At 36.3% G+C, this 14,172-nt stretch carries 11 protein-coding genes; 2 read left to right on the forward strand and 9 right to left on the reverse strand.

Annotation, left to right across the window (positions count from 1 at the left end; genetic code table 11):
- Positions 1-405: 405 nt before the first annotated feature.
- The 5 genes from RZ55_RS04540 to RZ55_RS04560 form a co-directional block, all read right to left on the reverse strand.
- A complete protein-coding gene (locus RZ55_RS04540) occupies positions 406-2,466 on the reverse strand; it encodes an LTA synthase family protein (protein WP_053792849.1) in 2,061 nt (686 codons plus the stop codon).
- Positions 2,467-2,507: 41 nt separating this feature from the next.
- A complete protein-coding gene (locus RZ55_RS04545; RefSeq protein ID WP_057175875.1) occupies positions 2,508-3,521 on the reverse strand; it encodes a lysylphosphatidylglycerol synthase transmembrane domain-containing protein in 1,014 nt (337 codons plus the stop codon).
- Between the two features lie 2 nt (positions 3,522-3,523).
- Positions 3,524-4,546, reverse strand: a complete 1,023-nt coding sequence (locus RZ55_RS04550) for a glycosyltransferase family 4 protein (RefSeq protein WP_053792851.1) — start codon at positions 4,544-4,546, stop codon at positions 3,524-3,526.
- Between the two features lie 8 nt (positions 4,547-4,554).
- Positions 4,555-5,742 (reverse strand): glycosyltransferase family 4 protein, encoded by a 1,188-nt coding sequence (locus tag RZ55_RS04555; protein ID WP_034534830.1) that lies wholly within the window; start codon positions 5,740-5,742, stop codon positions 4,555-4,557.
- Positions 5,743-5,981: 239 nt separating this feature from the next.
- Complete coding sequence (locus RZ55_RS04560; RefSeq protein ID WP_034531608.1) at positions 5,982-6,248, reverse strand: phosphocarrier protein HPr; 267 nt, start codon at positions 6,246-6,248, stop codon at positions 5,982-5,984.
- Positions 6,249-6,727: 479 nt separating this feature from the next.
- Between RZ55_RS04560 and RZ55_RS04565 the strand changes: the two genes are divergently transcribed.
- The gene (locus RZ55_RS04565) at positions 6,728-8,899 is read left to right on the forward strand and encodes an ATP-dependent Clp protease ATP-binding subunit (RefSeq protein ID WP_057175876.1); all 2,172 of its coding nucleotides are present in this window, start codon (positions 6,728-6,730) and stop codon (positions 8,897-8,899) included.
- Between the two features lie 101 nt (positions 8,900-9,000).
- Positions 9,001-10,038: a MucBP domain-containing protein gene (locus RZ55_RS04570; RefSeq protein ID WP_057175877.1), complete on the forward strand. Its 1,038-nt coding sequence runs from the start codon at positions 9,001-9,003 to the stop codon at positions 10,036-10,038.
- Between the two features lie 19 nt (positions 10,039-10,057).
- On the opposite strand, the gene RZ55_RS04575 is transcribed toward RZ55_RS04570, so the two are convergent.
- From RZ55_RS04575 to recX, 4 genes are all read right to left on the reverse strand, one after another.
- Positions 10,058-11,635 (reverse strand): peptide chain release factor 3, encoded by a 1,578-nt coding sequence (locus tag RZ55_RS04575; protein ID WP_053791907.1) that lies wholly within the window; start codon positions 11,633-11,635, stop codon positions 10,058-10,060.
- Between the two features lie 108 nt (positions 11,636-11,743).
- Positions 11,744-12,154, reverse strand: a complete 411-nt coding sequence (tagD, locus tag RZ55_RS04580) for a glycerol-3-phosphate cytidylyltransferase (RefSeq protein WP_034531602.1) — start codon at positions 12,152-12,154, stop codon at positions 11,744-11,746.
- Between the two features lie 37 nt (positions 12,155-12,191).
- Positions 12,192-13,301, reverse strand: coding sequence for an AI-2E family transporter (locus tag RZ55_RS04585; RefSeq protein ID WP_034531601.1), 1,110 nt, complete (start codon positions 13,299-13,301; stop codon positions 12,192-12,194).
- Positions 13,302-13,332: 31 nt separating this feature from the next.
- Positions 13,333-14,136, reverse strand: a complete 804-nt coding sequence (gene recX / locus RZ55_RS04590; protein ID WP_057175878.1) for a recombination regulator RecX — start codon at positions 14,134-14,136, stop codon at positions 13,333-13,335.
- Positions 14,137-14,172 lie beyond the last annotated feature (36 nt).

Below are 14,172 nucleotides of genomic sequence, written 5' to 3' on the forward strand. Positions count from 1 at the left end.
ATTGACTTCGCAATGTTTAATTCTTACAACCAAGTTGTAAGTTCCTTACACATCATCGATTATCAATCTTGTTCAGTTTTCAAAGATCTACCTTTTAATATCAACCGTTGTCTCAATGACAACTATTTAATACTACCAAATTATCAACACAGTGTCAATAACTTTTTTATTTATTTTGTTGATGAATGTTTTCACATCAACGTTTGTCGCTTATCGACAACAATAAATATTATGCCATCTTGTTAACGTAAAGTCAACAGTTTTTTATTGATTTTTTAACGTTTTAACGAGGTTTTTGACCGCCTCATCAACAGCAATATTTATATTATCAAAATATCGACACCGCGTCAACATTAATTTAAAAATAAAAAGGACGACTTTTAAAGTCGTCCTTTTGTTTTGAAACTATTTTAATTCAGGTGCATCTGTCTTGTATAAGTTCAAAGTATCCTTCTTCTTCAACTTATTCAATAGATCAGTCTTCTTCTTTTTATCCATTTCCTTAAGAAGCTTCATTCCATCAGCATACTTGTAGCTGTATGACTTCTTATCTACCTTCTTGAAGCCCTTAGGGTTGTAGAAACGTAGTAAGTCACCTAGCACTACCTTATCTGATAGAGATAATTCTGTAGTAACGTGGTTTTGCATCTTCTTGATTTCAGCAGCTTGTTTCTTGTTTGGTGTAATTTGTTTACCAGTCTTAGTTAGGTATACACTTCCACCTACTACTGTGTATTCAGGAGATACGAAATCTCCATTTCTGAATGCAACAACTTGGTTTCTCTTCTTAGATAACAAGTCATTACCAAATTGGATAGTATTATCGTCTTTTACACCCAATAGATGTAATAGTGTAGGTAATACGTCAATTTCTCCACCGTAAGTGTGGTCAATTCCACCCTTTAGTCCGTCCATGTGAATCATGAATGGAACCTTTTGGAATTGTGCTAAGTCGAAGCTGTTAATAGACTTCTTGTGTAGTAATTGAGCAATAGCTGGTCTATGGTTGTTTGAAATACCATAGTGGTCACCGTATAGCACAATCATACTGTTCTTCATTAGACCTGTCTTAGTTAGGTAATTCATGAATTCACCAAAGGCTTGGTCTAAGTAGTGAGCTGTTTGTACGTATGGATCAACAGTATTGTCACCAGTCTTAGTTGCTGGGAATGATACGTTTTGTTTATCCAATTCGTATGGATAGTGGTTAGTTAATGTAATTAGTTTTGCATAGAATGGTTGTGGTAATTGTTGGATGTATTGTGCAGCATCCTTAAAGAAGATTTTATCCTTCAAACCGTAACCAACACTGTATGATGGTTTTTCAGTGTAGTAGTTTGAATCAAAGAAGTATTGGTATCCCCATGACTTGTATGCATTATCTCTATTCCAGAAACTAGGTACATCCCCATGGAATGCAGCAGTACTGTAACCCTTTTGAGCTAAGATAGCTGGTGCAGCTTGGTATGTGTTTTGAGTACCATAAGTAACCATTGCTGATCCTTCTGGTAGGCCGAATAGTGAGTTTTCTAGCATCATTTCAGCATCAGAGGTCTTACCTTGTGCTACTTGGTGGTAGAAGTTATCAAATGATAATGTGTTTTGGTTATGGTAGAACTTGTTAAGGTTTGGAGTTACTTCCTTACCATCAACTTTGTAATCAATTAAGAATTGTTGGAAACTTTCCAAATGAATGATAAAGACATTCTTACCCTTAGCCTTACCGTAGTATTCGATATTAGACTTACTACGGTTGTGCTTTAGATATGTAAGGACACTATTTAAATCAGATGGTTTAGCTTCAGCTCTAGTTTGACTTTCCTTGTGTGTTTGATATGCATTAAATGCTGCATATTCATTTAAACCAAGGTACTTAACAATGTAGTTGTTATCAAAAGTTCTTGTTAATAGACCTGATCTATCTGCATTAGATACACCAAATTCAGCAAACATCAATACTAAAGATAATATGGTGATTGCAAAGGCGTTTCTCTTCTTAAATGGAGCATGGTCCACCTTAATTACTCTGAATAGTAGTAATAAGATCAATACAATGATATCGATAAATACGAAGAAATCTAATGGATGTAAGATTTCAGCTAAACTCTTACCAAGGTTGTTTTGAACAGTACCAGAACCCTTGATGATTCCAAATGATAGGAAGTCAGAGAATTCACGGTAGTATAAAACATTGGCAAAAATCCAAATTGATTCGATTAAATCAATAATAATCATTAGCCAGTAAGCTAGCTTACCTCTAAAGTACAAAGCAATCCCAAATATTAGTAATGCAGCTGGTAGTGGGTTAACAGCCAATAGGAATTGTTGAATGCCACCCTTTGCACCTAAGGTAAAATCAATACGGTATGAAATATATGTTTTCAACCAGAATAAGGCCACAATTAATACAAAAAAGCCAAATTTTGTATTAAAGAACTTTCTGGTGTTCTTAATATGACTAGACATTTCTATGCCTCCAAAATAAAAAATATAAAGTGTTAGTAAATTTACTTATCAATCTTATTGGGACGAATAAAGAATGCTAACGCCCCTAAAATCATTCCTAAGTAATAAGTTATCAAGCGCCAAGCAATTAACGCGAGAATTAACTTTGTGTTATTGGTGATAAAACTCTTGAACAAAGTTTCAAAACTGTACTCTGCTCCCCCAGCTCCTCCTGGAATTGGGAATAGTGAGATTATCATAAAGATTAATACGTGTAAGCTAACAATCATGATGATGTTAACTTGATCAAATCCTAATGCCAAGATGATGAAGTATGGAATTAGGTAGTAGAAAGCTAGTTGGAAGAAAGTAATAACAATAATCTTTAACATTAGCTTCCATTGTTTAGCGATTCTGATGCTTTCCATATGGAATGTATCGATTTTGTTGTCTAACATCTCTTTAAATGAAAGATACTTTTCATCCTTCATAAAGATTTTAAGTGGTTTTACCAAATTATCAACCAGTTTCTTAGTAAATGTATACCAATACATGATTAATAACAAGGCGACAATGACAAATAGGTGAACGAAGAAGCCAAACAATACCAGCAAAGCTAGATAGTGTAGCTTTTCTTCCACGTATTGAAAACCGACAATAAGACTCAAAATGAAATTAATTACTATCATGGTTTGAAAGACAACAAACTTCATCAAGAGCGTTGAACTGGCCTTACCAGCATCCACGCCCGTTTGAACCATTACATATAGTTGTCCTGGTTGTCCACCTGATGAGAATGGTGTGATCCCGTTGAATAGTTGTTCTACCAATGGAACTCTAATCGCATCCCACCAAGTAAAGTGATCAACTTGGGTATCGACGATTGTCTTAGTAACCACCGCCTCTAATCCTAAATATAGCAACATGCATAGGAAGGCAACGGCAATCCACCACCAATTAATAGTAAAAAAATCTGCAATCAATACATCCATATTGATATCTCTGATGAAATACCAAAAAATCAGTATCCCGATTAGAAACATCATAAAGAACGTTATTACATTTCTCTTCGACATTACTATCCCTCTTTTATCTGACCTTTATAAAATTTATGCCAAATTGAAGCTAGATGATCTTCTGAATAGTAATCAGATGCAGCTAGTGCTTTATCAGACAATTCTTTTAGTTCATCTCGATTATCAATTAAGCGATGTAAACTATCATTCATTTCTTCAAAAGTAGTAAATGGTTCATAGTAACCACTGATGATTTCTTTATATAAATCTAAACTTCTAAGCATTACTGGAGTTCCACAAGAGAATGATTCCAGTACTGACATTGGGAACAATTCGTTAAATGATGGTAGTAAGAATAAATCAGCAACGTTGTAGTATTGAACTAATTTATCACGATCCACGATTCCTGGGAACTTAAGGTTTGCGGGTGGATTGTCTACCAAGAGTTTTAAGTTCTTGTATCCATCAGTAATTTTACCAAATGAAAAACCACCTGCCCAAATAAATTCGACATTTGGGTTTTCTTCAGCTAGTTTAGCAAAATCAAGAATTCCCTTTCTAGTTTGCACCTGACCAGTTCCAACTACGACGAACTTGTCTTTATCAATACCAAGTTCCTTTCTAGCAGCCAACTTTTCGTCTTCGGTGAAAGGATAGAATTCCTTCTTGCTAACAAAGTTTGGAATGTAAGTAATTTTATCACGATTAATCCCATATGCTTCCAACTTAGGTATAAAAGTTGGATTAACTACTACAATATGTTCCATTCGTTTGTAAAACGCAATTACATATTTATAAAAAATCCATTTGATTGGTTTGGGCAAACTCAAGCTTCCTTCCAATGTTTCTGGTAGGAAGTGCACATACCCAATTCTTCTTCCACGTTTCTTTTGGAATGTAGAGAAGTAATATCTTAGATTAATTGTATGGTAGTGAGTAATATCAGATTTCTTCGGATCATTGATTTCAATGTCAAACTCATCTGAAAAACGCTTTTCCATTAATTTAATTAACTCTAGATAGGCACTACCAACTCCTTGTCCCTTTACCTTGTCGGCAGTTGAAAACATATCTATTTTTATCATAAATCCTCCTAGTCGCTTATCCCATTATCATCGCTAAATTCTTTGTTGAAATCTAATTGGGCACTCTTATAAAAGGCCACAATTCGATTGGCAAAGTTTTCAGATGATATTTCATGTAACTTAGTTTGTCTAAGTTCTTCCTTTGATTGATCTGGTTTAGCTTTAGTTTGATTCAAGTATTCCAATACGCTTGAAACATAGCCATCTTTATTTGAGAAGGTCATCCCTAGTGCCTTATCACTTAATAGGTCCTCAGTATATGGACTTGATGCAACCACTACCTTAACTCCGGCAGCCATTGCTTCAATATAAGTTAAACCTTGTGATTCAGAATTAGATGTCGATACAAACAAGTCGGCATCTCGGTAATATTTATATACCTCATCGTTATTAATTTCACCAACGAATTTAACATTGGCATTTAGCTTCATGTCATCGACTTGTTTTCTCAAGTCTTCTCCGGCTGGTCCATCCCCCACAATCACTAATTGGGTTAATGGTTTGTCAGCCAAGATTGTTGGCATGCAATTAATTAATTCTTTGATGTTCTTTTCGTAAGCCAAACGACTCACTGATAATAACACAGGAGCGTCCTTATCTACCCCTAAATATTTACGTAAATCAAAATCAGATTGAGTCGCAAATTTATTGATATTAATTCCGGTTGGGATAATCCTAATCGGACTCTTTACCCCGTATCTAACTAACGTGTCTAATACTTTTTTACTTGGCGCCACTACCCCTGACATGTTGTGACAAAACGCTAAGGTTGCATCTTTAACATGTACCGGTCTTAATAGCTTACCCTTGGCTACGTAATGCAAGTAGTCTTCATACATGGTGTGATAAGTATGTACACATGGGATTCTTAAGAACTTCGCAACGAACTTACCGATGATTCCCATTGAGAACTCAGTCTGTGTATGAATAATGTCCAAGTTAAGTTTCTTAGCAATTTGATAAGCTTGGATCATTCCCCTTACCGCGATTCTGCGGTCAGTAAAAGAAATAAAGGGGATACTGGAAAATCTAAAAATATTCTTTTCGTATGTGGCCTTATCAACGTGAGGATCAGTTGTAGTAAATATATACACCTGATGACCATCTTTTTCCAATTGATCTTTTAATGTCTTAATGGATGTGGCAACCCCACTGACCTGTGGAAAATAAGTATCCGTAAAAATTCCAATATTCATAGTAGCACCTCCTTTTCGTTTATTATTAATTATTTGTAATTATATTGTTTTGCTGTTTGCATTGCAAACTCATGTGAATGCCATAATTCCCTATTTTAATAAAAAAAACGAGCCAGAACAATTCTATCGAAGTAGTTGTTTCCATATTCGTTCAATAATGACAATGAACTATTATGACAACCAAACATAAAATATTTCTGACTCATTATTTTAATAAACGTACCATATATAACTTGTAATTAATCAGTTAATCCTTCATCTTTGAATGACTTTGCAATTGCTTCAATTGCGTCTTTTTCGTCAGGACCATCAGCAATAACAGTTACTTCGGCGTTTTGACCAACACCTAATGACATAACACCCATGATTGACTTTAAGTCAACAGTGTTGCCAAGGTATTCTAGTTTTAATTCTGATTTGAATTTAGTAGCAGTTTGAACTAAAAGTGTTGCAGGACGAGCATGGATTCCAGTTTCAGAAACAACTTTAAATTGACGTTTTTCCATTTTGAAAATCTCCTTTTATTCTTATACTAATTTTAGAATATCAATTAATGTGATAAAACTCAACATTTTTAACTATTGGTACCACTATCAGATAGGTAAGTATACGTAATTACACCGTTCTGATCGGCCTTCCCTATCACGCGCTTTCTGGTATCAAAGTTCATGTATGCAACTTGAAACTCAGTGAACTCGTCGGGTTTGACTACCAATTCTTTGATTTTGTTGTCTTTTAGGTCATTTAATAATTCAGTATAATTCTTATCTGCGATAATTATATTCCCTCTTTCAATATATATTATATACGATTGCTACTAATTAAAACATATCATAATTAAAAAATATGAAAAAAATAGACATTATTTTAATCTAATCAAATTGCTTGCACTAAATTTACGATGAGTTATAATATTTTTACAAATGGTCAGTAAAGGTCAAAACAACCTTTAACCATTTAGTTGTTTTCAGAAAGGAGCAGTCGTATGAAATGTGAAAACTGCCATATAAATGAGGCAACCATTCATTTACTCGTCAATTTCAATGGCGAAAAAAGACATATTGATATTTGTCAGGACTGTTACCAAAAATTGAGTCAACAATCCGAACAATATCGTAACAATGGAGGTGTTGATATGATGAATGATCCATTTGGTTTCAGTAGCTTAGATGACCTATTTAACGCGATGAATCAAAACAATCAAAATTCTATCCGCCGTCCTGAGAACAATCAGCAAAAAAATAACAATAACAACAATTCCAACTCTGTGTTAGCAAAGTATGGATATGATTTAACCGACTTAGCAAGAAAGAACAAGATTGATCCTGTTATCGGTCGTGATAAGGAAATCGATCGTGTGATTGAAATCCTAAACAGAAGAACCAAGAACAACCCTGTTCTAATTGGTGAAGCCGGTGTTGGTAAGACTGCTGTCGTCGAAGGACTAGCGCTAAAGATTGCCCATCACGAAGTTCCAGATAAATTAAAGAACAAACGTGTCATCAGATTAGATATTGTATCCATTGTTCAAGGAACATCCATGCGTGGTCAATTCGAACAAAGAATGCAAGAACTAATCAAGGAAGTTCAATCCAACAAGAACATCATTTTATTCATTGATGAAATTCATGAAATTATGGGTGCCGGTAATGCCGACGGTGCCATGGATGCAGGAAACGTTTTAAAGCCTGCTTTAGCTCGTGGTAGTTTCCAACTAATTGGTGCTACTACCTTAAACGAATACCGTGGGATTGAAAAAGATTCAGCACTTGCTCGTCGTTTCCAAACCGTCCAAGTTGATGAACCTTCATTAAAACAAGCTCTTCATATCTTAAACGGTATCAAGGGTCGCTACGAAAAGTATCACCACGTTAAATACAGTGATGATGCCATCAAGGCTGCGGTTTACCTATCAAACCGTTACATCCAAGATCGTTTCTTGCCAGATAAGGCTATTGACTTGATCGATGAAGCCGGTTCTAAACTTAATATCAAATCAGACGTTAAGTCACCTGATGATTTAAAGGAAGAACTAAGCAAGTGTGAAAGCGAAAAGAAAGATGCCCTACAAAAGGAAGACTATGAAAAGGCCGCTTTCTATCGTGATAAGATTGAAGAACTTAACTACAAGTTAAAGGACTTCGACGAATCCGATAATACCTACCCTACTGTATCTACGAAGGATATTGAAGGAATTATCGAATCGATCACCAAGATTCCTGTTGGTCAATTGCAAGAACAAGAACAGGATAATCTAAAGGACTTAGACAAGAAACTTGCTGGTAGCGTCATTGGACAAAACCAAGCAATTGAAAAAGTTGCTCGTGCTATCAAACGTAATCGAATTGGTTTCAACGGAACCGGTCGTCCAATCGGATCATTCCTATTTGTAGGAACTACCGGAATTGGTAAGACTGAACTTGCAAAGCAATTAGCTAAGCAACTATTCGGTTCCAAGGAAGCAATGATTAGATTCGACATGTCCGAATACCGTGAACCACATTCCATTTCTAAACTAATCGGTTCACCTCCTGGCTACGTTGGTTACGATGAAGCCGGTCAATTAACCGAAAAGGTAAGAAGAAATCCTTACAGTCTAATTCTTTTCGATGAAATTGAAAAGGCTCATCCTGACGTTCTCCACGCTTTCCTACAAATCCTAGACGATGGTCGTTTGACCGACTCTAAGGGAAGAACCGTATCATTCAAGGATACTGTCATCATCATGACAAGTAACGCCGGTACCGGTGCCTCCACCGCTAGTGTTGGTTTTGGTGCTGAAGCTAATAACAAGACTCATTCAGTATTGAATAAGTTGGGTGATTACTTCAAACCAGAATTCCTAAACAGATTCGATGACATCGTCGAATTTAACCAACTAAGCAAGGATGACTTGAAGAAGATTGTCAGCTTGATGCTAGACAACGTTAACAAGATGCTTGAAAACCGTGGTATCACCATCGATGTTTCTGATGCTGCCAAGGATAAACTAGTCGAAAAAGGCTACAACCCAGAAATGGGTGCACGTCCACTTCGCCGTGTAATCCAAGAAGAAGTTGAAGATAAGGTCGCTGACTATTATCTAAACAATCCAAGTAGCAAGCACCTAAGCGTTGAGGTCAACGATGAAAACAAAGTATTCGTTAACGCAAAATAATTGAACAGATATAAAAACAGCTAAGACTTATTATTAGCTGTTTTTTTAACTTTTTTTGTACTATCATATGTTAATATGGTTATTAGAGAGGAGGAAAAGGTATGTTTCATTTTATTCATGACATCATTCGTTTGTTTAAACCCAAACGTCAACCAGATGAACCACAAGCAAATGACTTCACAGATTTTACAACGCAAACCGTTGATGAACCCATCGAAGCACCAACCGATAATATTGAAGAACCCCCTTCTCCTTCTCCTAAACCAAGGGCAAAGATGACTATCTACTATGTAGATGAAGACGGTCACTATCTTCATGAGTTCAACGTAATTCACGGATTCGTCGGTGATCCAGTCAGTTTCATCATCCCCGATTTTGATCACTACGTTTTATTCAAAATAATGGGTGTTTCCACCTACATGCAAAAAGAAGATAACGAAGTCACCCTTCAATATAATCGATTGAATGGAAAACCAGTTAATATTTTCTTCATTAACTATGATACATATTCAATGATTCGTCTTCCTCAAATGGCTATCGGTAAATATAACAACGAATTTCAAATTAACATCCCAGAACTATCTGGTTTTAAACTAATCAACTATTCAGGTAATTCAAACGGTATCTTCGATGATTACATGAAGCATTTAATCATCTACTACCGTCGAAACGATTGGCACAGCGTCCAAAAGGACACGTTCTACATTCGTTTAAGAGAATACACCAGAGTCTACAACGATACTAACGGTGATGTGCTTCACGTCTTATTACCAAAGAAAAGTATTTGGAAGGTATTCTATCAAGTCACCACTGACGACGCTCTGTGGTTAAACATCGGTCCAAACCAATGGATTGTCGATAGAAACTTCTTTAGAATGCAATATCCATTCGCTAAAAAACTAACTAATACCGATTCATGGAAGATTAAACAAGTTAACTACCCTGCAACGATTGAAAATGATAACCACCAGAGTGTGGCCGTTTACAACTTCCCTTACGGTAGCTGTATCGGATTCCTCCACAATGGCAACTCATTCATCGTTACCCAAGAAATTGTTGATCAAAACAATGTTCAATGGGTCGAAATTAATAACCTTCACTACATCGTTTATGATGACGTAAAAAAAGAGCTTAGATAATATCTAAGCTCTTTTTGTTTTATAGTTTTGAAGTAAGTTCTACATCTGGATACTTTTCCTTGAACCAACGTTCAGCAAATGAGTTTTCGAATAAGAACAATGGATCGCCATGACCGTCTTTTACCAAGATGTTTCTTGATGAAGACATCTTTTCGTCTAGTTGGTCTGGGTTAATCCAACGAGCAGTCTTGCTACCCATTGGTTCCATTACAACTTCAGAGTTGTATTCATTTTGCATTCTGAATTGGAAAACTTCGAATTGAAGTTGACCAACGGCACCTAGGATGTAGTCACCGGTAGTGTAAGATGTGTAAAGTTGAACCGCACCTTCTTGAACTAGTTGTTGGATTCCCTTGTGGAATGATTTTTGTTTCATAACATTCTTAGCTGAAACCTTCATGAATAGTTCAGGTGTAAATTGAGGTAGCTTGGTGAACTTAACATCACGTTTATCAGAGTAAATGGTATCACCGATTTGGAAGTTACCAGTATCGTATAAACCAATGATATCACCGGCTACGGCATTTTCAACGTTTTCTCGAGTGTTAGCCATGAACTCAGTCACGTTAGATAGACGTAGTTTCTTTTGGTTTCTTTCCAAAGTAACGTCCATTCCACGTTCAAACATTCCAGAACATACACGCACGAATGCGATACGGTCTCTATGCTTAGGGTTCATGTTAGCTTGAATCTTAAAGATGAAACCAGTGAATTGTTCATCTTCAGGTTCTACTTCAACGTCGTTTTCAGTTTCGTGTTCACCTGGTTTTGGTGCAAAGTTCAGATATGCATCTAAGAAAGTCTTTACCCCAAAGTTAACCAAGGCTGAACCGAAGAATACAGGAGTTTGTTCACCATTCTTAATCTTTTCTTCGTCGAATGGATTACCTGCTTCAGTGATTAGATCCATGCTTTCTTTAGCATCTTGGTAAACACTGTCGTCAGCTAACTTGTTGTCTTCTAACAAGTTACCGTCTTCATCCAATGGTAAGTATGGATTGTTTTCATCTTCTGGACGGTATAGTTCGACACGTTTGTTGTATCGATCGTATAGTCCTCTTAGAATTTTTCCTGAACCGATTGGCCAGTTCATTGGGTATCCTTCGATTCCCAAGACATCTTCTAGTTGACTGATTAATTCCATTGGGTCTCGACTATCACGATCAAGTTTGTTCATGAAAGTAAAGATTGGAATTCCACGCATCTTACAAATTTGGAATAATTTCTTAGTTTGTGGTTCAATCCCCTTGGCAGCATCAATAACCATGACTGCGGAGTCAACGGCCATCAAAGTACGGTAAGTATCTTCTGAGAAATCTTGGTGCCCTGGGGTATCCAAGATGTTGATACGCTTACCAGCGTAATCAAATTGCATCACTGAACTAGTAACGGAAATTCCACGTTTCTTTTCAATTTCCATCCAGTCAGATTTTGCAAAGTTACCTGACTTCTTAGCCTTAACAGTACCGGCTTCACGCACAATTCCACCAAACAATAGTAATTGTTCAGTAATTGTAGTCTTACCAGCATCCGGGTGAGAGATGATGGCAAAAGTACGACGTTTATCGACGCTTTGCTCTATTTTTTTATTACCCATTATTCGAATCCTTCCGTTTTATAATATATAAATACAATTGTAACATATTAAAACAATCTTCCATATGTGAATTAAAAAACATCCCCGATTAAATCGAGGATGTCTTTTTTATTTCTTCCAATCGTCTTCGTCAGTAAGACCTAAGTCTTTCTTGATCTTAGAAGTTGAAATACCTTCAGTTCTTGGTAGGTAAACGACTTTACAGTAGTCCTTTAGGAAGTCGAACTTGCCTTCCCAGTCATCTCCCATAACGAAGATGTCGATGTTGTTATCAACAACGTCTTTAATCTTTTGGTCCCAGTTATTTTCTGGAATAACGTGATCAACGTAACGAATAGCTTCTAAAACATACTTTCTGTCTTCGTATGAAGTGTAAGCCTTCTTACCCTTTTCAGCGTTAAATTCGTCGGTAGAAACACAAACTGTTAAGTCGTCCCCTAATTCCTTGGCACGTTTTAATAAACGAACATGACCCTTGTGTAGTAGGTCAAATGTTCCATAAGTAATTACTTTTGTCATATTATCTCCTGCTTTGTCTCTCTTTGTTTTTGCTAACTCACTTGTGTGATTGTTCAATCATCCAAATACTGTAGATGTATTGCACGACCACTTTCACAACGGCATATAGTGGAATTGCTAGAATCATTCCCATTAAACCAGCAATATTTCCGGCAGCCATTAAGATAATTATAATGGTTAGTGGATGAATATTCAAAGACTTTCCGATTACATTTGGATAAACCAAGTTACCGTCTAGTTGTTGAACAATGATTACCACGATTACTACCCATACTAATTCGCTGACACTGGTAGAAAGTGCAACGAATACTGATGGCATGATTCCGATGTATGGACCAACGTATGGAATGATATTACAGATTCCGGCAAACACCCCTAATAGTAGTGCATACTTTTGGCCGATTAGAACGTATCCGATGGATGTGAATACACCAACGAATAAACATTCGATCATTTGACCACCAATGTAGTGAGAAATGGTGTCACTCATCTTGCCTAATAGCTTGATGGTTCTACGACGACTTCTTGGTGGTAACATCTTAGCGATGTTTGGAATCATCTTGTGACCATCCTTTAGCATGTAGAACAATACCACTGGAACGGTAATCATCACAATCACAGCTGAAGCAGCGGTTGAAATGATTGATCCGACACTAGAAGTAATTCCACCTAAGCTGTGTTGGAAGTAGTTATAAACGTAATTTTGTAATGAAGAAATGTATTCAGATGAATAGAATTTCTTAAAGATACCCTTTTGACTGTGCACTTCCACATAGTGGTTAATGTCGTCTGCAATCTTTGGTAGGTTAGTAACCAAGTTGGTTACCTGGGTTACCAAACGTGGTAGAAATGATGAGAATAGATATACGATTATTCCAATTAGAAATATGTATACAATCAAAATTGCCCAGTTACGGGAAATTCTTTTGGTTTTACTAATTTTAATTTTCATTATTAGGTTAACCACTGGGTTTAGCATGTAGAACAATACCCCAGCAATTAGGATTGGCATGAATACTGCTGAGATAAACATCCCAATTGGGCTGAAAATAAACTCAAGTTTTGTACATATCCAGATAATACTTACGACCAGTAGCAACTCCACTGTCCATAGGATTATCGAGGAATTTTTAATTTTATTAAACATATTCGAAACCTCCAATAATCATTATACCATTTTATTCATCCATATTTTTATCATCTATGAATGAATTGATATCATCCATATCAAACCCCTTGCGGTAAAGTGCTTGCTTGGTCTTCATGACTCTTTGCATCCCGTCGTACTTGCGATTACGATACCAAATCTTGTCACCCTGTTGTCTCAATAAATCCAATTGATCTTCTTCATCGACTTGAAAGTCCATATCCTCCATGACGCTTAAAACGACGTCGGTTGGATAGCCCTTCTTCATCAATGCTAATTTGGTCTTATCCAAACGGTTCTTGTATGCGTCGCGCTTATGCTTCTTAAAAATTTTATCGGCTTGAATTTGGCAGTTTTCAATCATTTCATCGTGTGAGTAGAAGTTGTTCAAGGCGTTTTCAATCAAGTTTTCGTTGATTTGTTTTTCCTTTAGCTTATAAAAGACGTTGGATGGTCCCTTATCCTGCTTCTTTACTTCTGTTCGCACGTAACTGTCAGCGTAGCTTTGATCATTGACTAGCTTTAATTCAACCAGTTTTTGCATGACCGCAGCAATGTGTTGTTCATTTTCACTATAGGTTTGAAGTTTCTTTACGACTTCGTTTTCAGTTCTTAATTGGTGGGATAAGAAGTTAATCGCCTTACTGTAAAGTTTAGAAATGTCATCAGCATTGACTAGTTCTTCTTTTAGCTCATCGTCGATTTCCATTCCCTTAAAGATACGATATTTAATCATTACGTTTTCACTGATTGGAAACGCGTATACCCCATCTACGTATACATTAAAACGCCCTTTTCTCTTTTGGGCTTCAATCATGGTGATTTTAGATGCCATTACTCTCACTCCTTTATTTAACATCCCATTTTACAT

The sequence above is a fragment of the Apilactobacillus kunkeei genome (assembly GCF_001421115.1).
Taxonomy (GTDB): domain Bacteria; phylum Bacillota; class Bacilli; order Lactobacillales; family Lactobacillaceae; genus Apilactobacillus; species Apilactobacillus kunkeei_F.

Excerpts from the sequence above, each read along its gene's own strand:
- RZ55_RS04540 (WP_053792849.1), bottom strand. The coding sequence starts at position 2,466 with ATGTCTAGTCATATTAAGAACACCAGAAAGTTCTTTAATACAAAATTT.
- RZ55_RS04545 (WP_057175875.1), bottom strand. The coding sequence starts at position 3,521 with ATGTCGAAGAGAAATGTAATAACGTTCTTTATGATGTTTCTAATCGGG.
- RZ55_RS04550 (WP_053792851.1), bottom strand. The coding sequence starts at position 4,546 with ATGATAAAAATAGATATGTTTTCAACTGCCGACAAGGTAAAGGGACAA.
- RZ55_RS04555 (WP_034534830.1), bottom strand. The coding sequence starts at position 5,742 with ATGAATATTGGAATTTTTACGGATACTTATTTTCCACAGGTCAGTGGG.
- RZ55_RS04560 (WP_034531608.1), bottom strand. The coding sequence starts at position 6,248 with ATGGAAAAACGTCAATTTAAAGTTGTTTCTGAAACTGGAATCCATGCT.
- RZ55_RS04565 (WP_057175876.1), top strand. The coding sequence starts at position 6,728 with ATGAAATGTGAAAACTGCCATATAAATGAGGCAACCATTCATTTACTC.
- RZ55_RS04570 (WP_057175877.1), top strand. The coding sequence starts at position 9,001 with ATGTTTCATTTTATTCATGACATCATTCGTTTGTTTAAACCCAAACGT.
- RZ55_RS04575 (WP_053791907.1), bottom strand. The coding sequence starts at position 11,635 with ATGGGTAATAAAAAAATAGAGCAAAGCGTCGATAAACGTCGTACTTTT.
- tagD (WP_034531602.1), bottom strand. The coding sequence starts at position 12,154 with ATGACAAAAGTAATTACTTATGGAACATTTGACCTACTACACAAGGGT.
- RZ55_RS04585 (WP_034531601.1), bottom strand. The coding sequence starts at position 13,301 with ATGTTTAATAAAATTAAAAATTCCTCGATAATCCTATGGACAGTGGAG.
- recX (WP_057175878.1), bottom strand. The coding sequence starts at position 14,136 with ATGGCATCTAAAATCACCATGATTGAAGCCCAAAAGAGAAAAGGGCGT.